We start from the raw sequence: 19,870 nt of genomic DNA on the forward strand, positions 1-19,870 counted from the left end.
AATGTAAAAAATTAAATTCGATCTATTTTTAAATGAATTGTTAAGCGTGTGTTTTTTTGCCACGAATTGCACGAATTAGCACTAATTTTTTCACGCAGATTAAGCAGATTTTTTTGCCACAGATTAGAAGATTTCAAAAGATTTTTTTTAATCATTTTAATCCTTTAATCTGTGGCTAATATTTTTTTGTCAAATAAAAAATTCGTGAATTCGTGGCTAATATTTCATCTCAAAACTTCATGCATTGCCTTAGCCTTCAATAAACATTCTTCGTATTCTTTTTCAGGATCAGATTGCGATGTAATGGCACTTCCTACTGAAAATGAAACGTATTGATTTTCCTGATTATACAAAATGCTTCTAATAACCACATTAAAATCAAAATCACCATCCGGAGTAAAATACCCAACGGCTCCGCTATACAAACCACGTTTGGTTTCTTCCAGGTTTTCGATAATTTTCATTACCGAAATTTTTGGTGCGCCCGTCATGCTTCCCATTGGAAAAGTGGTTTTTAAAACATCAATTGAAGAATATTGCGGATCTAATTTTGAAGTTATGGTCGAAATCATTTGATGAACTTGCAAAAACGAATAAATCTTGCAAAGCTCCACAACTTCAACCGAACCTTTTTGCGCTGTATGCGATAAATCATTGCGAACCAAATCGGTAATCATAATATTTTCTGCACGTTCTTTTGCATCTGATTCCAGAAATTGTTTTGATTTTTCATCTTCAATAGGATCAATAAATCGTTTTGAAGTTCCTTTAATAGGTTGAGAAATTAACTTATCTCCTACTTTTTTCAAATATCGCTCAGGAGATGCTGAAAGTAAATATTGTTTGTTATTTTTAAAGAAAACAGAAAATGGTGCTTGCGAGATTTCATTCAGTTTCTGAAATTTTTCAAGCGGATTTATAATCGCATTTTCGGCAAAAAATTCCATACAAAAATTGGCTTCATACATATCCCCTGCGTGAATATGGTTCAACATTTTTGTTACTTTTTCGATATAAAATTCTTTGTTGATTCTTTGTTCGATCTCTAAAGATTCCTGACTTTTATATTCTAATTTTTCACTTTTAACTATTTCCTCAAAATCTTCTTCAACTTCATCATCACAAAGCAATAAATACTGGATTTCAAGCTGATTTTCTTTCAGAATAAATATTTTTTTAGCCTGAAAGAAAAACAAATCCGGAAAATCCAATCCGTCAAAATTTGCTGATTTTAAATCTTCGACATCATTCTTTAAATCGTATGTTAAGTATCCAAAAAGCCAGTCTTTTGTGGTTTGCTGATATTGTTTCAGGTCTTCAAAAGCATTATGAAAATCTGTTTTTAAAGACGTAAAAGCATCTACCGCCAACATACAATTAAAACTCGAATATTCTTGCGGATACGAATTGCTATCCAAAAAAACGACTTCGCGAAATTGCTGTGACCATACCAAAAGTTGCTGCTTAAACTGCTCTGGATGGGGAATATGTTTATGAATGGAAACTCTCAAAAAGGTATAAATTTTAGACTTCAAAATTACGACAAAAAAATCCTTCGATAAAAGAATACTCAAAAATTATTGGCACACTTTTTAGTATATCGAATTAGCGCGCATTAACAAAATTATTTTTTTTAACAAAAAATCATCATTAATGATATTCAAAACTTTATTCATTAATCAACTTTAAAAAATTTTATGAAAACAATTGCACAATTAGGCTTAACAGCCTTAGTAATCATCGCATTACTATTTTCTTGTAAAAAAGCAGACCACAGTTTAGGAGAGGCGACTGCAGATTACACAACTACAGACAGCACGGCTGTTTCATCATCAGCAGCGGTCGAAAAGAAAGACAGCAAACAGAAATTTATTCGAACGGCTGATATTAAATTCAAGGTTAAAAATGTTGTCAAATCTACTTATGCAATTGAAAACGCTGTTGCTAAATTTGGAGGTTTTGTTACTTACACTAATTTACAAAGCAACATTCATGATCAGATTAAAACAAAAATCAGTCAGGACAGCACACTCGAAACCACTAAATATTCTGTAGAAAATAATATTACGATCCGCGTACCCAATACGCAACTTGATACGGTTATAAAAAGTATTGCCAGACAAATTGATTTTCTGGATTTCAGAATCATTAAAGCCGATGATGTTTCACTTAAATTATTAGCCAATCAGCTTTCGCAAAAAAGAAGTGTCTTAAACGAAAAAAGGGTTGAAAAAGCGATTGATGAAAAAGGCAGGAAAATAAATGATATTATGGATGCGGAAAATACTTTGGCTAACCAAAAAGAAGCCAATGATAACCGAACAATTGATAATTTATCATTACAGGATCAGGTTAATTTTAGCACGGTTACTTTACAGCTTTATCAAAACGAAACTATCAAACAGGAAATTTCTGCAAGTGAAAAAGACAGTAATGCCTACAAACCTAATTTAGGTATTCAGAGTATTGATGCTCTTAAAAATGGCTGGTATATCCTGGAAGCGATTTTTGTCTTCTTCTTAAATCTTTGGCCGTTTATATTAATCTGTTTGGGAGGTTTTTTTCTTTATAGAAAATATATCATAAAACAATAAAACTGTTAATTAAACGACAATTTAATAAGAAAAAATTCATTATATTTGATATAGGATTAAATTAATCCCAAAATAGGATTGTATTGATTATAAAATTCTCAATAAAACTGGCCGAAAAACAGATTTTTATTTATTAGGGAATTTTAATTTGTAATGTTTATCAGCAAAATAAATTATATTTTTTAACCTATCTTAAATCCTAGTATTATGAAAATTGCAACCATTATTATCCGCGTCCTGATTGGTCTTTTATTGCTTTTTGCTTCAATCAGTTATTTTTTCCATTTAATGCCAGAACCAGAAACTACAGGAAATTTTAAAGCCTTCAATGTTGGTTTAATGGCTTCAACTTATCTAATGCCTTTGGCTAAATCAATTGAATTGCTTTGCGGAATTGCATTTGTAACCGGACGTTATGTAACATTAGCAAATATTTTGATCTTACCAATAACGGTAAACATTTTGTTTATCAATTATTTTCTGGCTCCCGAAGGTTTGCCAATTGCAGCACTATTGTTCCTTGCTAATTTATTTTTAATCTACAGATACTGGGATAATTACAGAAGTGTTTTTAAAGCATAATTTAATTTTACTCAAACATAAAAAAACCCGGCACTTACAATGTCGGGTTTTGTTTTTAATTCCTATCCTGTTTTATGGATCAATTCTAAAACTTATGAGGATCGAAAAAAATGAATCAAAGGCGTTTTTACCGCAGAGATCGCTAAGTTTTTTTTACTCTTAGCTTTTATAAAAAGACATCCCGAAGCCTCGGGACGCAAAGCTTTGTATTGATTTAGCTTTGCGAACTTTTTGATTTTCAAAGATATTCTTAGATTAAAATCTTTGTGTTCTTTGCGGTAAAAATAATTTAGCGTTGACCCTGTTTTACCCAAACCAATTCAGAAATGTCGTAACCAATTTCCTGAGCTTTTCTAAGGTAATCTAATTTGATGTTTTCCGGTATTGAAGTTTCTCTCGAAAGTATCCACATATATTTTAGGCTTTCGCCTGTAACAAGTGCATATTTATAATCCGGATCTATCGCAACTACATTATAACCAGAATAAAAAGGACCAAAAAATGAGACCTTAAGCATACCAACGTTGTCCTTTTTGACGAACTTGGCTTTCCCGATGCTTTCTTCCCATTTGTCTTTTTTGACATTATAGCCCTTATTATCAACTTTTATAGTGCCATCTTCGTTTAGCGAATATTCGGCAGTTACGTTGTTTAAATTTTTCTCCCATTTATAATCTAATCTGGCAATTTCATACCATTTTCCCAAATACTTTGCTTTATCAAAATTGGTGACAGCAACAGCTTTTTTGGAATTTTAGATTTGCAGGAATAAATTAAAAGTGCAATTCCTGCTCCTATTAAAACCGGAGTTATATATCTATTTTTCATGATGTTGTCTTTTTTATAATTATAAAGATAACATCAGAATTACACATCTAATTTACAAAATTTTTCTTCAGGTTTATATTTTTTTAGGTATTAAAATTTGATATAAAATGAAAAACCCGACAGAAATTAATTCTGACGGGTTTAAAATATGATTTACGTAAGAAATTATACGTGTATTGCTCTATTTTCTGTTGCTGCCAATGCTGCTTCTTTTACCGCTTCCGCGAAAGTTGGATGCGCGTGGCTCATTCTTGAAATATCTTCTGCAGAAGCTTTAAATTCCATTGCAGTAACTGCCTCAGCAATTAAATCTGCTGTACGTGCTCCAATCATGTGAACTCCTAAAACTTCATCTGTTTTCTCGTCAGCAAGAATTTTTACAAATCCGTCTAAGTCAGCACTTGCTCTTGCACGTCCTAACGCTTTGAAAGGGAAACTTCCAGATTTATATGCAATTCCTTCTGCTTTTAATTGCTCTTCTGTTTTTCCAACTGCTGCAACTTCCGGCCATGTATAAACTACACCAGGAATTAAGTTATAATCGATATGTGGTTTTTGACCTGCTAAGATTTCAGCAACCATAGTTCCTTCTTCCTCTGCTTTGTGTGCTAACATAGCACCGCGAACAACGTCACCAATTGCATAGATATTAGGAACATTTGTTTGTAAATGGTCGTTTACTTCAACTTGTCCTCTGTCTGAGATTTTAACTCCTGCTTTGTCAGCGTTCAATCCGTCTGTATATGGACGACGACCAACAGAAACTAATGAATAATCTCCTTCAAGAGTAATTGTTTCTCCTTTTGCATTTTCAGCCTGAACAACCACAGCATCGCCATTTCTTTCTACTGATTTTACTTTGTGAGAAACGTAGAATTTCATTCCTTGTTTTTTCAATACTTTAGTCAATTCTTTAGACAATGAACTGTCCATTCCCGGAATAATTCTGTCCATGAATTCTACTACTGAAACCTGAGCACCAAGACGTAAGTAAACTTGTCCAAGCTCGATTCCTATAACTCCACCACCAATAATTACTAAGTGTTTTGGAACTTCTTTTAATTCCAATGCTTCTGTAGAAGTGATGATTCTTTCTTTATCAATTTTGATAAAAGGCAAAGAAGATGGTTTTGAACCTGTAGCAATTACAGTATATTTTGCTTCGATAGTTTCAGATGTTCCGTCAGCTTTTGCAACTGCAATGTGCGTTGCATCTACAAAAGAACCTAAACCAGTAAAAACAGTAATTTTATTTTTGTCCATTAAGTAGTTGATTCCACCAACGGTTTGATCTACAACTGCTTGTTTGCGGGCAATCATTTTCTCTAAATTGATTTTTACATCTCCCGAAACCTCGATTCCGTGATCTGCAAAATGAGCAATTTCTGCATAATGATGAGAAGAAGATAATAATGCTTTTGAAGGGATACAACCTACGTTAAGGCAGGTTCCGCCAAGAGAGTTATACTTTTCTACAATTGCTGTTTTGAAACCTAATTGTGCGCAACGAATTGCTGATACATATCCGCCCGGTCCTGAACCTATAATGACTACGTCAAATGAACTCATAGTTTGTTAATTTTATTTTTAGCGATACAAAATTAAGGAATAAAGTTTTGTTTAAAGTTTAAATCTCAATGTTTTTTGTGTGAAATTTTGGGGTGGAGGTTTTAGCCACGAAGGCACTAAGACGCAAAGTTTTTTAATTTTAATTTAATAGTAAAGTTCGCTAAGAGTTTTGGAAGGATCGCTAAGTTTTTCTTTTTTAATCTCGCAAAGTCGCAGAGTCGCAAAGTTTTTGCGATAACTGAATTGAATAGCATCCAGCTTTAGCTGGATGTAAAAAACAGGTAAGAATAAAAGGCTTTAGCCAAACTTTATCATTTGGCTAAAGCCTTTTCCTTCTCAAACCTAAAATCTCCAGCTAAAGCTGGAGGCAATTCAAAATAAAAAACCTAAAAACCATATCAACTAAAAATCTTAGTGAATTAAAAAAAATTTGTCACTTTGTACCTCTGAGCCTTTGTTCCTAAACTCAGAACCTTAGTCCCTTCCTTAAAAATCACCGTCGAATTCTTCACTTCGCTAATCATAAACATACTTTGTGTGCTACCTATATGTTGAAGCGAGGTTAGTTTTGTTACGAGAAATTCCCTGTACGCTTCCATATCTTTTACCAATACTTTTAGAATGTAATCGTAATCGCCGCTTACGTGATGGCATTCTAAAACTTCGTTGAGTTTGATGACTTCGCTTTCGAATTTGGTTAGGAATTCTTTGGTGTGCTGAATGAGTTTTAGATGACAGAAAACTACAAATCCTTTATCTATTTTGGTTTTATCTACCAATGCGACGTAGTTTTTTATGATGCCTTCGCGCTCTAGTTTTTTGATTCTTTCGTAAACTGCTGTTACTGAAAGATTCAATTTTAATGATAATTCTTTAGTCGTTTTTTTACTATCTGTTTGTAATAAAACGAGGAGCTTTTTATCGGTGGCGTCTAAAGTCATATTTATAGTTTATGGTTTGTTCAGATGAAAGAAAATCTATTGATTTGGAAATATTTAAACAAATTTAGATTAATAATCTTTATTAATTAATTTAAATAGTTTTAAAATCTAATTATTAAACACATGATTGATTAATTTTCTATTAAGACGTTATTTTGGATAGAATTTCTATTGATAACGAGTGTCCTAGCCCTGATAGAAGTGGAAAGCCCGGAGTAAAAAGGCAAAAGTTTCTTGGGCTAAAAAAGCGACCGGAGGAAGCTCTTTTTAGACCATTAGAAACTTTGCCTTTTTTATGAGGACTTGAAACGGAAAGCTGGAATAGCTTCAATTAAAATTCCAAATTCCAATGGCAATTGCAATATCAAAAATCAATTGCAATATCAAAAATCAATTGCAATAACAAACTATAAACAACAAACTATAAATAAAAAAACTAAAACATATGAAAGACTTTAATCCAGCAGATAAAATTCAGGATTTGCAATACTTTGGGGAATTTGGGGGAGTGAATCCGTCAATTTCTGATTCTTCTACTTATACATTTTTATCGGCAAAAACGATGTTCGATACTTTTGAGGGAAATATGGAGGGCTGCTATTTGTATTCGCGCCATTCTTCGCCAAGTAATTTGTATTTGGATCAGGCTTTGGCGGCGATGGAAGGTACAGAAACGGCAAATGTTTCGGCTTCGGGAATGGGAGCGATTACACCTACGCTATTACAGCTTTGCGGCGCGGGTGACCACATTGTTTCAAGCCGAACGATTTACGGCGGAACCTATGCTTTTTTGAAGAATTTTACTCCGAGATTCGGAATTGAAACAAGCTTTGTTGATATTACAAAACTGGATATTGTTGAAGCCGCAATTACACCAAAAACGAAGGTTTTGTATTGCGAAACGGTAAGTAATCCGCTATTGGAAGTTGCTGATATTGCAGGTTTGGCTAAAATTGCAAAAAAGCATAATTTGAAATTGGTGGTTGACAATACGTTTTCGCCTTTGTCTGTTTCGCCTGCAAAATTGGGTGCCGATATCGTGATTCATAGTTTGACGAAATACATAAATGGAAGCAGCGATACGGTTGGCGGTGTGACTTGTGCTTCTAAAGAATTTATCAATTCTCTGAAAAATGTAAACTCCGGTGCAAGTATGCTTTTGGGACCTACGATGGATAGTTTGCGATCGGCTTCGGTAATGAAAAATCTTCGAACACTGCATATTCGAATTAAACAACACAGTCATAACGCGCATTTTCTGGCGGATCAATTTGAAGCTGACGGTTTAAAAACAGTTTATCCGGGATTGAAAAGTCACCCGAGCCATGAATTGTACAAAACGATGATTAATCCGGAATATGGTTTTGGGGGAATGATGACGATTGATGTTGGAACTTTAGAAAAAGCCAATGAATTAATGGAATTAATGCAGGCAAGAAACTTGGGTTATTTGGCGGTAAGTTTAGGGTTTTATAAAACACTTTTCAGCGCGCCGGGAACCTCAACTTCGAGTGAAATTCCGCTGGAAGAACAACACGAAATGGGATTGACGGATGGCTTGATTCGTTTTTCGATTGGTTTGGATAATGATATTCAGCGTACTTATGAGATGATGAAGGAATGTATGGTGGAATTAGGAATTTTGAAACACGAATTTCACTAATTTTCACTAATTATTGCGCCGAGAGTTTTCGCAGAGAATCGCTAAGATATTTCACGCAGATTTAAAAGGATCTAAGTAGATCTGCGCAGATTTATTTATTGCAATTCGCTAAAAAAAATCTATTTTAATCTATTTTAATCTGCTTAAATCTGCAAAATCTGCGTGAAATAAAATCTTATTAATCGTTTTAATCTGTAGCAAAATAAAAAAGCCGTTCTGAAATCGATCAGAACGGCTTTTGCTTTAATTTTGTTCAAAATGTCTAAAAGATTGCCAATATTTATCTTTGTAAATCTCATAGCTTATTTCAAAAGTCTGGCTGTATTTTTTGATTAATGCGTCTACAACTTTTGGTGGTTTTCTAAATTCTTTACAAGCAAAAAAGATTTCTCTTTTATTGTTTGCTGTTTCTCTTCCAATATTTAGATATCCATCAGAATCTGGCAGGCTAAACATTATTTCTTCTTCAATTTCATCTAATAACTTATACGTCACATCATCAGGCAAACCTGTTTCGTCTGTTTTTTCAAATGGAATTGCAACAATAAAAATCCAGGGATGAGATGCTTTTTTATCCCACTCTAAAACCGTTGTATTGATTATTGCTAAAATAACTCCACGCTCTTGGCTTTTTCCTTCAAAAGTTGCGTAACCATCATTTTCCGTATTATGTCTTGTCCCTTCATATTTTTCGACAAACTCCTTTTCTCTCCAAACTAGATAATCTTTTAATTTTTCGATTGGTATTAATTCTTGAGAAATATCATTTGTGCCTACCACTTTCATATTATCTATTAGAGTAACAGAGTGCAATTCTCCTAAGTAATTATCCAAAAAAATATAAACACCATTTGTTACAGCTGCTTTTTTATCTTCTTCAAAATGATCGTAAACAATTGTCAAATCAATTTCGTCCGGATAGTCGTTATGAATATTAGGATAAAATTTTAAATTGCTTTTATCAAAATTAAAATTTTCATAAGTTATGCCAACATCATTAATATCTGATGCAGATTTAAGAGCCGTAAACTTCCAGCCTTCAATTTTTGGGGCCGCATCGACTAACTCTTCTACCACATAAATATTTTTAATCGCTCCGTCTGGCGTTAGGATCAACTCTGCGGTTTGATTATTAAACATTCCGGTCAAAAAATAAAAACCATCATGAATTTCACCTAATTTTGGTGCGATTTTATCTAAAAACCCTTTATGTATATTGTTTCCATCCTGAACAATTTTGAAAAACTCTTTTTCATGTTTTAAAAACCAATTCCAAAAATCACTATACGATTCTATTGGAGCATCTTTTTTGCCCCATACATTTTTCAGGAAACTCATATCTGTTTAAAAAATTAAATTAAAATTTACAAGCTGCAAACTTAAGAAAAAGCCTATAGGAAATAAGAATATATTTTTATAAAAAACAAAATAAAAAAGCCATTCTGATCAATCTCAGAACGGCTTTTCATTTATAATTATAAATCAAACTTATAACTTCTCTACGAAGTTTAGTTTACTGTTTTTTCTACTATAAGTAAAGTAAATAAATAACCCGATTAGTAACCAAACTGTGAAGTAAATCCAGTTCCAGACACTTAATTCGGCCATCATGTAAAGGCAGCAGATTAATCCTAAAAGCGGAATTAAAGACAAGTTTTTTCTGAATGCCCAAACGGCTAATCCAACTAAAACGAAAAGGAAAATCCACATTGGGATTTTGTGTTTGAATAAGCTGAAACCTGATTCGTATTTTAGAGAATCGCTAATTGGCAAACCTTTTACAACTTCTGCATATTTTGCTTCGTCGTCTTGGTATTGACTTAATAAATGCTCTAAATCTGAGGTTTCTGCAGTTTTATTTTTAACGTCGATACTTTCTAAATAATTGAAAACTTTTGCAGATTCTTCTTTATCTAATGAAGTAATTATTGTTGTTGCGTCGTTAGTTTGTACTTCATTATTAATGAAAGCCATTGTCGCTTTATTGTTGAAAGCAAATGCATAGTACAATCCCGCAATCATTAAAACGGGCATAATAAATTTTGAATTTACATATGGCGTTTTGAATTTTCCTCTCGGAATTTCAGGTTTATTTTGTAAAACCAAAACTCCGGCGCAAACTAATACAAAGGCAAATAAGGTCCCGATACTGCATAAATCCGTAACCATTGTCAGATTCAGAAACAAAGCTGGAATCGCCACCACAAAACCGGTTACAATTGTCGCAAAAGATGGTGTTTTGAATTTTGGGTGCACTGTAGAAAATTTCTTTGGCAATAAACCATCACGACTCATACTCATCCAGATACGCGGCTGTCCCATTTGAAAAACCAATAAAACGCTCGCCATGGCAATTACAGCACTTACTGCAATAATTCCAGACATCCATTTTAGGTCTAACTTGTCGAATACAAACGCTAGAGGATCTCCAACATTTAATTCATTATAACGCACCATTCCGGTTAAAACCAAAGCAATGGCTATATATAATATTGTACAAATGATAATTGCCCACATCATTCCGCGTGGTAAATCACGTTGTGGATTTTTACATTCTTCTGCTGTTGTAGAAATAGCATCGAAACCAATATACGCAAAGAAAACGGCTGAAACTCCTTTTAAAACTCCACTTACACCATTTGGCGCAAACGGATCCCAATTGGCTGTATCTACATAAAATACCCCAACTGCAATAACTAAAAGAACAATGCAAAGTTTTACAACAACCATGACATTACTCGCATTACGAGATTCCTTCATTCCACGGTAAACCAAGGCTGTAATTAAAATAATGATAAACAAAGCCGGTAAATCAGCCACAAAATGAAAAGATCCAATTGTTGGCGCTGTTGTCCAGGCTGTATGTGCGGCTTGCAAAGAAGCACTTAAATTTTCGAAAGATTTTCCGCCCTGCATTAAAGCTGTGGCATCTTTAAATCCGTTTGAAGCGGTTAGATAATCCATCTGAATCCATTGCGGAAGATGAATTCCACCACTCTGGAGCAGTCCCGTAAAATAATCACTCCACGATATGGCGACAGTTATGTTTCCTACGGCATATTCCATGATTAATGCCCAACCAATAATCCAGGCGATAATTTCTCCAAAAGCGACATACGAATATGTATAAGCACTTCCGGAAACGGGAACCATTGAGGCAAATTCGGCGTAAGCAAAAGCGGCAAAACTACAGGCAAGAGCTGTAAATAAAAACAAGAAAATAACGGCTGGCCCACCATCTGCACTGGCTTTTCCGATCGTACTAAAAATTCCTGCACCAACGATTGCTGCAATTCCAAATGCAGTTAAATCTCTGGTCGTCAAATGCTTTCCTAACGCATTATGACCGTCTGCTTCGTTTTTTGCAACTTGTTTCAGAATATCTTGTACCGTCTTTTTTCGGAATAAACCTGATAATGCCATATTGTATTTTCTAGTTTAAAATTAATTTCTTTCGGACTTTATGCTTTTATTTTGCAAATAATGCAAAAATTATCCTGATTTCAAATATATAAAACGATTTTGTTTTATTGGGAATTATTTTTTGCTGCTAAGGCACTAAGACACGAAGTTTTTTTGCCACGAATTTCTCGAATTTTCCCGAATTATTTTTTGCCCACTGATTTAACAGATGGAACGGATTCACACAGATTCTTTTAATCCTGAAATAATGATTAAATTTTTCACGCAGATTTAAAATGATTTAAGCAGATTTTATTTATTGCTAAATCTAAAATAAATCTGCTAAAATCTGCCAAATCTGCGTGAAACAAAAAATCCGCGCTTATCTGCGTTTTCACGAAGTGAATCAGCGTCATCCGCGTGCCATCTCTCAACGCAAACAGCTTCTCAAAATACTTACCGGATGCTGTGCTTCACGTTTTGTTCCGTCAAAAATTTGATGGCGGCAGCTGGTTCCTGCTGCGGCGATTTTAACATTTTCGGCGGTAGCACGCACTTTTGGGAATAGCGTATCTTCTCCCATTTGCATACTTACCTGATAATGTTCTTTTTCGTAGCCGAAAGATCCCGCCATTCCGCAACAGCCTGAATTGTAAATCGTAACTGTATTATTTTTCGGCAAATTCAGCATCGCGAAAGTTGCTTCAACCGAACTCAAGGATTTTTGATGACAATGTCCGTGAATCTTGATTTCTTTCTTTTCTTCAGAAAATAAATCGGGCGTAATTTTACCATCGATAATTTCTTTTTTAAAGAATTCTTCGATCGTAAAAGCATTTCGGGATAACTTCTCTGCTTCTTCCTTATCATCTGCCAAGCGAAGATATTCATCACGGAAAGTTAAAATGGCCGAAGGTTCAAGACCAACCAAAGGTGCATTGCCTAAAACCAAATCTTTAAAAATATTGACATTGTGATTTGCTATTTTTTTTGCTTCCTCTAAAAAACCTTTAGATAAATATGCCCTTCCACTTTCTTCATGGTCGATAACCAGAACCTGATATCCTAATTTAGTTAATAATTCGAAGGCATCGATTCCTATATTTACATCATAATAATTGGTAAATTCATCTACAAATAAATACAATCTTCCGTTTGGAAAATCCGTAACTGTAGGTTTATGATTTTCATGCCATTTTCTGAACGTTCTTTTTGCCAAAAGCGGAACTTGTCTTTCCGTAGCAATTCCCATACTTTTTTTAACCAGCGACTGATTCGAAATAAAATTGGTTATCGAAGGAAACAAACTTCCCATTTTATTCAATTTTGCATTGTGTGCAAAAATCTTATTTCGGGTCGAGAAACCGTTTGCTTTTTGGTATTGATATAAAAACTCTGCTTTTAAGGTTGCAACGTCTACATTACTCGGACATTCGCTGGCGCAGGCTTTACAACTCACACACAACTCAAAAACTTCATATAATTCCTTCTGGTCAAATTTATTTTCTTTCTCAGAATACGTCAAATATTCACGCAATGCATTGGCTCTCGCACGCGTGGTTTCTTTTTCATTTTTGGTCGCACGATAACTCGGACACATCGCTCCTCCTGCCGATGGTAATTTTCGGCAATCACCAGAACCATTGCATTTTTCGGCAGCACGTAAAATTCCTAAACTGTCTGAGAAATCCTGAAACGTTTTAATATCCGGTTCTACCCTGCCCGAAACCACACGATGGTTTTCGTCCATCTTTAAAGCGTTCACAATCTTTCCGATATTCAAAACCGAATTAGGGTCAAATGCTAATTTGATTCTTTTCAGCAGTTCATAATTCGTTTCGCCAATCATAAACGGAATAAACTCTCCGCGCACAATTCCGTCACCGTGTTCACCGCTTAGCGAACCTCTGTATTTTTTAACCAAAATCGCTACATCGGTTGCGATGGTTCTAAAAAGTTTTAAGTCAGATGTTTTCTTTAAATTCAAAACCGGACGCAAATGCAGTTCTCCCGCACCTGCATGTGCATAATAAATCGCACCTTGTCCGTGACGTAACATCATGGCTGAAAACTCGGCAATATAAGCTGGCAAATCGCTTAACTCTACCGCAGTATCTTCAATAGAATCGGCTGCTTTGTCGTCTCCAACAATACTTCCTAAAAGTCCGAGACCGGCTTTTCTAAGTTCGTTTACTTTTTCAATATCTGCCCCGTAAATTTTTACGAGCGCGTAACCAAAATTATTTTTTTCTAAATCGGTAACTAAAGCATTCGCCTGATTTTCAGCATCTTCAGCATCGTGCGAAGCTACTTCAAACATCATAATCGCTTTGGGTTCGCCTTGCAAAAAGAAACGGTTTTTGATGTGTTCGCGATTCGTTTTGGTACAATCCAAAATCGTATCGTCGATCATTTCGCAGGTGTACAAATGATGTTTCATTGCCACGACAACAGATTCCAGAGATTCCTGAATGCTGTGATAATGCGCCACGACCATAATATTATTCGCAGGCGGTAAATCGTCTACTTTTAGCGTAATTTCAGTTGTAAAAGCAAGTGTTCCTTCACTTCCACAGAGTAATTTCCCGACGTTAATTGTGGGTTCCGTTCCGCCAAACAAATCCGATTTTAAAAGAATATCAACGGCATAACCTGTATTTCTTCTGTGAATCTCAGGTTTCGGAAACTCTTTTATAATTTCATCCTGCGTTGCTTTTACCGAAAGTTCGTCGTAAAGGCTTTTGTATATTTTATTTTCTAACGTATCTCCTTTGGTTTTTTCGATAAATTCCGCTGAAGTCAGTTCGTTAAAAACCACTTCAGAACCATCGCTTAAAATTCCTTTGATTTCGACAATTTTATCGCGCGTCACACCATAGCGAATCGAAGTTGTTCCCGAAGAATTATTGCCCACCATTCCGCCTATCATACAACGATTTGAAGTTGAAGTATTCGGGCCGAAAAATACACCGTGCGGTTTCAGAAACAAATTCAGTTCGTCGCGAATCACGCCGGGCTGAACCGTAACTGTTTTTTTAATCGGATCAAAATTCAGGATTTTGGTAAAATTCTTAGAAACATCAACCACAATTCCATCGCCAACCGTTTGTCCGGCAAGCGAAGTCCCGGCGGTTCTTGGCGTAATCGAAATATTGTGCTGCGCCGCAAACCGGATCAGTTTACTAATATCTGCTATCGTTTTAGGCACGGCAACCGCTTTTGGTTTAATCCTGTACACCGAAGCATCGGTCGAATAAAGCGTTTTATGAAGATCATCGTATAAAAGTGTTCCTTCCAACGACGCTGATAATTGTTCTAAATCCTTAAGTATTGACATTTATTTATTACCTGAAAATGAATTACAAAAATAGTTTTTTTTTAGGTTCAGAGGTGCAAAGGGACAAAGGTTCAAAGGTTTTTATTTGATAGTACTTTTTTAAATATTGGAATCTCATAAAACGAATTCAATCCTTTACTTCTATTCTTTTAAACTTTTTAGATAAAGGATCTATAATATTATCCTCGAAAAGCTTTATTTTTGTTGCTTTTTCTTTTGAAAACCATCCAAAATCATCTTCGCTTTTGCCATTTATTAAATACAAACTTAGCTTAACGGGAACATTTTTATCATATTCTCTCTCATCTAATTCTAAGTAATAGGTTAATTTTTCTCCATCTTTAAATATTCTTACTGTATTTATTTTTGATCTACCATGAACCGAGTCCTGGTGAGAGATATAGATTGATTTATCTGAAATTGTTTGTAATTCGTTTTTTAAGTTTTCAACTGTTGTATTAAACTCATATTCTTTCATTTCATCAGGACCGCTTGGACCTGGACGATGAAAGTAAATATAAATTAATCCATAGAATAATAGTTTATTAAATACGTACCCTACAATAAAAATTATCATTAAGTACTTTAATATTTTTCTTATTACCGATTCATTCATCTATATGTTTTTTTGCATTGCTATTCTTCAATTCTTTCAAACTTTTTAGATAATGGATCTATTATTTCACTTTCAAATAGATTAATACCTCTATATTTTTCAATAGAAAACCAACCAAAATCATCATTGATTTTACCATTTATATAAATAAGATAAAAGTAAAAACTTCCCTCACTTGGCGGTAATTTAATAATATACTGCATATTACTCTTGTCTGAATTTATTATCAAAAGTTTTGTATCAAACGTTCCTCTATAATCGCCATCCACTATTGAATCTCGAATATGAATTGTTCTTTTATCAAATGTTTTATCGAATACTGCTTTAATATCATTCACTTCTCCTTTAAATTTATAAGCTGTAATCCTTCCTGCTCCCCCAGCTCCTGCACCGTAAGAAAAAAGTAGTGCAAAACCAACCCAGTATAATACAACAACACTAATCGCCGTAAAACTCAAAATAGCCAACCATTTTATAATTTTCATTCTAATATCTTTTTTGTTTTTTTCCTTCTTCATCTACTGGGTTGATAACATCATTTATTGTCAAATTTATATTACTCAACCATACATCTAATGCTTGAGACATTGCTTTTTGTTTAATAATGCTTTCTGTTTTATCAATGCCTTTAATTTTACACAGTACCGAAAATAATGTGACAACTTTTTTAGCTCGTTCTAATGTTTCTTTAGAAATAGGATTTTTAGTAAAGGGATCAATTTCTTTCTTTGCATACATATCAATAACTTTATTAGCACTTCGAACAAGCTGAATGTCTGCTTGAAGGGCCCTTTATCCATTGTCGCACCATAAGCTCCCTCGGCACCTACAAAATCATATCCTACATCATGAGCTCTTGCTGATGCATCAACCAAATCCTGTGGTTCTCTATCATAATTATAAGTCGGTTTTTTAACAACAATATCGAAACCTGTATTTTCAATCGGATTGCTTGGTCCTATATAAATACTACCCATCATATTTAGCTTAAAGTCGTCAAAATCTAACGACAGATATTTTCCCGTATTAATCATGATTAGAGTTCCTATATTTCCATAAAAATTGCTGTTTTTTCCGCCTTGCCATAAAGTATAATTTTCATAACCGCTACTCCATTTATAGCTTTCGGTTGTTTTACTTTGGCTGTAAACCCAAAATCTTTGTTTTATCTTTTTCCACATTTCAGGAGTATAATTAGGTGAAGTAAATAAATCTGTAACCCTGCCTGTTTTGTCTTTTATTACGATTCTATCTCCACCACCAAATACATCTACTTTTCCTAAATTAAAATAAGATTCAGGAGTTAAATCATCATATTCAAAATCGATTTTTTCAATTTGGGAGATATCATAGAGAAGAGAATTAAAATCCCCCTCAGCATCCCCCTGAAACAAATACAATCTAAATTTAGGATCATTAATTTGTTTCCAGTCATTATGCCAAAGATTTAGTCCATTTCCATAATCCATTAAAAAGTCCGTTTTGCCTTCTTCTGTTTTATTTTTAAAGGGATGCTCCAAACCAAAAATACCATGGCCTAATTCATGGCCTGCAATTCTATTATCACCACTTGCAAAAACATATCCAAACTGTCCTTTTAGAGCCATAAATCCTTTAATAGCTGGATTACTTGCAGGCAAATCAGAATAAATTAAATAATAAGAATCTGATTTATAGTTACCGGATTTTTTTATTATATTATTGATCGTTTGTTCTTCATTTGTGTAAGTTTCAAAAAAATCACTGTCTCCTACTTCTATTTTTCCATCAGCATCTGTAAAATTAACTTTTTCAGATCTTGTAATATTCATTTTAATACCTGCTTTTTTATAAACTGCACTGATCTCATTTTCTGCATTTGGCGGAATTTGAGTTTCTTTATTTAATGGGACTAAAACCAAATTTACTTCCTTCGCCGAAATATGAACCAGCATAAAAGCGCCAATCACTTTCCATCTTTCACCCTGCTGAATCACAGCTAATATTTGCTCTTCTGCATAAGTTTGGTTTCCTTTTACAGTAAGTATAAATGTTTTTCCATTTCTGGTAAAGGACACATTCGCTCCGTTTTGGGTTTTAAAAACAATTTTGTCCGGTTTTACAATCGTATCGGTAATGGTTACCGTGGCTACAACTGTATCAGTATCTCCATTTAAAACTGCTTTATAAGGTAATGCAGCATCATCCACTTTTTTATATAACTTTTGTATTGTGGCTGTTGCGTTATTTGGCATCACATCAAAGGCATATTTACTTCCATTTCCTGAAAAAGCAATTGTAACTCCTTGTGCCGTAAAAGCTGTTGCCTGACCACTTTTATCAACGCCATCAGTATTCTCCGGAGTGGGTTTTCCTCCGGGCGCAGGTTCTGTACCCTGACTGCTTCCGTTTCCTTTGCTGTCTACCCCGTATACTTTTCCTGTGCTATCAGTGATTACAGTATCTTTTCCTCCCGGAATTGTTACCTGTTCCCCATTTTTACCATTGACTACAATATCGCCATTGGCGTTGATAACGATGTTTTTTATTTCAAATTTGACCGTTTCTTCAATTTGCCCTCCCTGGCCTTCGCCTGTGAAGTCTTCAATATCGGTAACATTTTTCCAATCCGGATTATAACTGGTTTCAACCACACCGCTAATCAATTGATAATCTGTATTGATAAGAATATTATTGAACTCGACGGCAATTTTAGTATCCGCCAAATAAGGCACTATTATATAACCTTTTCCCGAATAAGGACTATGTTGTTCCTGCAGTTCCAAAACAGTTACCGGAAAATCGCCAGCGGTAAATGTTTCGCTCTGAATTAAATTCGTAAGCGGTTTTTGATTCTGAATATTAATTTTAGGAACAATACCACAGTTATAACTGGCGATTCCGTTTTCTTTTTTCGGAATTTTAAAAGTGTTCGTATTAGAATAATTAAAACTCTGCACACCATCACCTTCTAAAGTACAAGTTGAACCTACTTTAAATTCATAGGTTGTTTCAGGTTCTAAATTGGTCAGCAAAGCTTGATTATTTTGGCTATAAGTAGAGAACCACTCAAAGACTTTCTCTTTTTCCTTGCCTCGGTTGTTGGTTTCTACGATTGCTTTTTTCCGGTATTGAACCTGATATTTGCTGTGATCCGGCAATCCCTGCCAATTTATTTTTACACTCGTTGGAGACACAATTTCAGATAAAGCAAATGTTGGCGGATCACACTTTTGAGTATATTTAAAAGAATAGATCTCGCTATATCCGTCATTTTTAAAAACCGCATTTTCTGAAAGTCCCGTTGTGGATATTGCCTTTACACGCCATGCATAACGCATTCCCGGAATAAGAATTGGCATATTTAAATTGTACAGCAAAGCTGTTCCAAAAAGTGTTTCTTCATATAAAATGGGAGACATTTGAAATGCAAACTGTGGGTCTAATGTTGGATCTACTAATTGTTTTAATTCGAACTTGTACGAAATATTGGTTGCGTTCTTCTGGCGTGGTGTCCAGGTAAACATGATATTAAGAAAGTCGCTCGAGGCGATCTGCTCGTTTTTCTGTGGCGTATTTAAAAGCGGTGGATCATTTAAAATCAAATATAAGCTCGCACAGCTTTTTTGCGATATTTTTTGATTGGTGATAAAATCATACATTTCAAAACAAAAACTGTACATGCCTTCGGGTAATCCATTGGCGTATTGGAGAGCAGTAATTCCCTGCAGGTTTTCGAGTCTGAATAAAGTAAAAATATCGGTATTGGTTAAAGTCTGCAATTCTCCTCCATTAATAAATATTGGACGTTGTCCCTGCAGGTAATCACTACTTTGAATATTAATCCCGTTTCCCTGAATGTAAAGTTTCAATCGTACTTGTCGCTGTGATATCGAAATGTCTGTTGGATTGATCATTAACCGCAATTTGGTGTCGGTACTTGTGGCATAATCTGATAGTTTGACACTATATGGACTATTAAAAACAGGTGTTAACTGAACCGGAAATAATTGGGCTGTACTATCTAAACTCCAGAAAAACAAGGCTATAAAAAAGAATAATGGCGTGAACAGTTTCATTAAAATGAGGCGTTTATAAAGCCTCGAATTTAAAACTGTGAAAAACCAAAAGAATTAACCAAAAGACGCAAGTGTATCAGAATAGGACTTATTTTATTTGGAGTTCTGAATTAAAAATTGCCTACGTAAAATCTTTATTTTTAATTAGAAGCTATTTCCTGCTGTCCTTCCAATCTTTTGTGGTGAACCTCACCACAAAAGGATTTTCCCTCCCATCAGGGCTAGGGCTTTAAGTTTTATAAGAAGGTTTAGTCAATAATCACCCAATATATTTCCTAAA

At 34.5% G+C, this 19,870-nt stretch carries 15 protein-coding genes; 3 read left to right on the forward strand and 12 right to left on the reverse strand.

Annotated elements, in window-relative coordinates; genetic code table 11:
- Positions 1 to 224: 224 nt before the first annotated feature.
- Positions 225 to 1,511, reverse strand: a complete 1,287-nt coding sequence (locus ACZZZT_RS21320) for an anthranilate synthase component I family protein (RefSeq protein ID WP_463461841.1) — start codon at positions 1,509 to 1,511, stop codon at positions 225 to 227.
- 186 nt (positions 1,512 to 1,697) lie between these two features.
- Here ACZZZT_RS21320 and ACZZZT_RS21325 point away from each other — a divergent pair, with 186 nt between their 5' ends.
- Both ACZZZT_RS21325 and ACZZZT_RS21330 read left to right on the forward strand, forming a co-directional pair.
- A complete protein-coding gene (locus tag ACZZZT_RS21325) occupies positions 1,698 to 2,594 on the forward strand; it encodes a DUF4349 domain-containing protein (protein WP_463461842.1) in 897 nt (298 codons plus the stop codon).
- Between the two features lie 207 nt (positions 2,595 to 2,801).
- On the forward strand, positions 2,802 to 3,176 hold the full coding sequence (locus ACZZZT_RS21330; protein ID WP_073393000.1) for a DoxX family membrane protein: 375 nt from the start codon (positions 2,802 to 2,804) through the stop codon (positions 3,174 to 3,176).
- Positions 3,177 to 3,465: 289 nt separating this feature from the next.
- On the opposite strand, the gene ACZZZT_RS21335 is transcribed toward ACZZZT_RS21330, so the two are convergent.
- The 4 genes from ACZZZT_RS21335 to ACZZZT_RS21350 all read right to left on the reverse strand — a co-directional run bounded on the left by ACZZZT_RS21335 (position 3,466) and on the right by ACZZZT_RS21350 (position 6,514).
- The gene (locus ACZZZT_RS21335) at positions 3,466 to 3,882 is read right to left on the reverse strand and encodes a lipocalin family protein (protein ID WP_463461843.1); all 417 of its coding nucleotides are present in this window, start codon (positions 3,880 to 3,882) and stop codon (positions 3,466 to 3,468) included.
- Complete coding sequence (locus ACZZZT_RS21340) at positions 3,852 to 4,004, reverse strand: hypothetical protein (protein WP_463461844.1); 153 nt, start codon at positions 4,002 to 4,004, stop codon at positions 3,852 to 3,854. Before ACZZZT_RS21340 ends, ACZZZT_RS21335 begins: the two co-directional genes overlap by 31 nt.
- A gap of 165 nt (positions 4,005 to 4,169) precedes the next feature.
- Positions 4,170 to 5,573: a dihydrolipoyl dehydrogenase gene (gene lpdA / locus ACZZZT_RS21345; protein ID WP_302095111.1), complete on the reverse strand. Its 1,404-nt coding sequence runs from the start codon at positions 5,571 to 5,573 to the stop codon at positions 4,170 to 4,172.
- A 419-nt stretch (positions 5,574 to 5,992) separates the two neighbouring features.
- A complete protein-coding gene (locus tag ACZZZT_RS21350) occupies positions 5,993 to 6,514 on the reverse strand; it encodes an Lrp/AsnC family transcriptional regulator (RefSeq protein ID WP_463461845.1) in 522 nt (173 codons plus the stop codon).
- Between the two features lie 445 nt (positions 6,515 to 6,959).
- Between ACZZZT_RS21350 and ACZZZT_RS21355 the strand changes: the two genes are divergently transcribed.
- Complete coding sequence (locus ACZZZT_RS21355; protein ID WP_463461846.1) at positions 6,960 to 8,177, forward strand: aminotransferase class I/II-fold pyridoxal phosphate-dependent enzyme; 1,218 nt, start codon at positions 6,960 to 6,962, stop codon at positions 8,175 to 8,177.
- A 243-nt stretch (positions 8,178 to 8,420) separates the two neighbouring features.
- On the opposite strand, the gene ACZZZT_RS21360 is transcribed toward ACZZZT_RS21355, so the two are convergent.
- From ACZZZT_RS21360 to ACZZZT_RS21390, 7 genes are all read right to left on the reverse strand, one after another.
- Positions 8,421 to 9,515, reverse strand: a complete 1,095-nt coding sequence (locus ACZZZT_RS21360) for a DUF695 domain-containing protein (protein ID WP_463461847.1) — start codon at positions 9,513 to 9,515, stop codon at positions 8,421 to 8,423.
- 150 nt (positions 9,516 to 9,665) lie between these two features.
- A complete protein-coding gene (locus ACZZZT_RS21365) occupies positions 9,666 to 11,600 on the reverse strand; it encodes an amino acid permease (RefSeq protein ID WP_463461848.1) in 1,935 nt (644 codons plus the stop codon).
- Between the two features lie 409 nt (positions 11,601 to 12,009).
- The gene (locus tag ACZZZT_RS21370; RefSeq protein WP_463461849.1) at positions 12,010 to 14,916 is read right to left on the reverse strand and encodes an FAD-binding and (Fe-S)-binding domain-containing protein; all 2,907 of its coding nucleotides are present in this window, start codon (positions 14,914 to 14,916) and stop codon (positions 12,010 to 12,012) included.
- A 127-nt stretch (positions 14,917 to 15,043) separates the two neighbouring features.
- The gene (locus tag ACZZZT_RS21375; RefSeq protein WP_463461850.1) at positions 15,044 to 15,532 is read right to left on the reverse strand and encodes a hypothetical protein; all 489 of its coding nucleotides are present in this window, start codon (positions 15,530 to 15,532) and stop codon (positions 15,044 to 15,046) included.
- Positions 15,533 to 15,552: 20 nt separating this feature from the next.
- On the reverse strand, positions 15,553 to 16,017 hold the full coding sequence (locus ACZZZT_RS21380; protein WP_463461851.1) for a hypothetical protein: 465 nt from the start codon (positions 16,015 to 16,017) through the stop codon (positions 15,553 to 15,555).
- 1 nt (position 16,018) lies between these two features.
- Positions 16,019 to 16,270, reverse strand: a complete 252-nt coding sequence (locus ACZZZT_RS21385; RefSeq protein ID WP_463461852.1) for a hypothetical protein — start codon at positions 16,268 to 16,270, stop codon at positions 16,019 to 16,021.
- On the reverse strand, positions 16,210 to 19,590 hold the full coding sequence (locus ACZZZT_RS21390; protein WP_463461853.1) for a fibronectin type III domain-containing protein: 3,381 nt from the start codon (positions 19,588 to 19,590) through the stop codon (positions 16,210 to 16,212). Before ACZZZT_RS21390 ends, ACZZZT_RS21385 begins: the two co-directional genes overlap by 61 nt.
- Positions 19,591 to 19,870 lie beyond the last annotated feature (280 nt).

The sequence above is a fragment of the Flavobacterium sp. AC274 genome (assembly GCF_979258275.1).

Excerpts from the sequence above, each read along its gene's own strand:
- ACZZZT_RS21350 (WP_463461845.1), bottom strand. The coding sequence starts at position 6,514 with ATGACTTTAGACGCCACCGATAAAAAGCTCCTCGTTTTATTACAAACA.
- ACZZZT_RS21365 (WP_463461848.1), bottom strand. The coding sequence starts at position 11,600 with ATGGCATTATCAGGTTTATTCCGAAAAAAGACGGTACAAGATATTCTG.
- ACZZZT_RS21390 (WP_463461853.1), bottom strand. The coding sequence starts at position 19,590 with ATGAAACTGTTCACGCCATTATTCTTTTTTATAGCCTTGTTTTTCTGG.
- ACZZZT_RS21380 (WP_463461851.1), bottom strand. The coding sequence starts at position 16,017 with ATGAAAATTATAAAATGGTTGGCTATTTTGAGTTTTACGGCGATTAGT.
- ACZZZT_RS21360 (WP_463461847.1), bottom strand. The coding sequence starts at position 9,515 with ATGAGTTTCCTGAAAAATGTATGGGGCAAAAAAGATGCTCCAATAGAA.
- lpdA (WP_302095111.1), bottom strand. The coding sequence starts at position 5,573 with ATGAGTTCATTTGACGTAGTCATTATAGGTTCAGGACCGGGCGGATAT.
- ACZZZT_RS21355 (WP_463461846.1), top strand. The coding sequence starts at position 6,960 with ATGAAAGACTTTAATCCAGCAGATAAAATTCAGGATTTGCAATACTTT.
- ACZZZT_RS21340 (WP_463461844.1), bottom strand. The coding sequence starts at position 4,004 with ATGAAAAATAGATATATAACTCCGGTTTTAATAGGAGCAGGAATTGCA.
- ACZZZT_RS21370 (WP_463461849.1), bottom strand. The coding sequence starts at position 14,916 with ATGTCAATACTTAAGGATTTAGAACAATTATCAGCGTCGTTGGAAGGA.
- ACZZZT_RS21375 (WP_463461850.1), bottom strand. The coding sequence starts at position 15,532 with ATGAATGAATCGGTAATAAGAAAAATATTAAAGTACTTAATGATAATT.
- ACZZZT_RS21385 (WP_463461852.1), bottom strand. The coding sequence starts at position 16,270 with ATGTATGCAAAGAAAGAAATTGATCCCTTTACTAAAAATCCTATTTCT.
- ACZZZT_RS21330 (WP_073393000.1), top strand. The coding sequence starts at position 2,802 with ATGAAAATTGCAACCATTATTATCCGCGTCCTGATTGGTCTTTTATTG.
- ACZZZT_RS21325 (WP_463461842.1), top strand. The coding sequence starts at position 1,698 with ATGAAAACAATTGCACAATTAGGCTTAACAGCCTTAGTAATCATCGCA.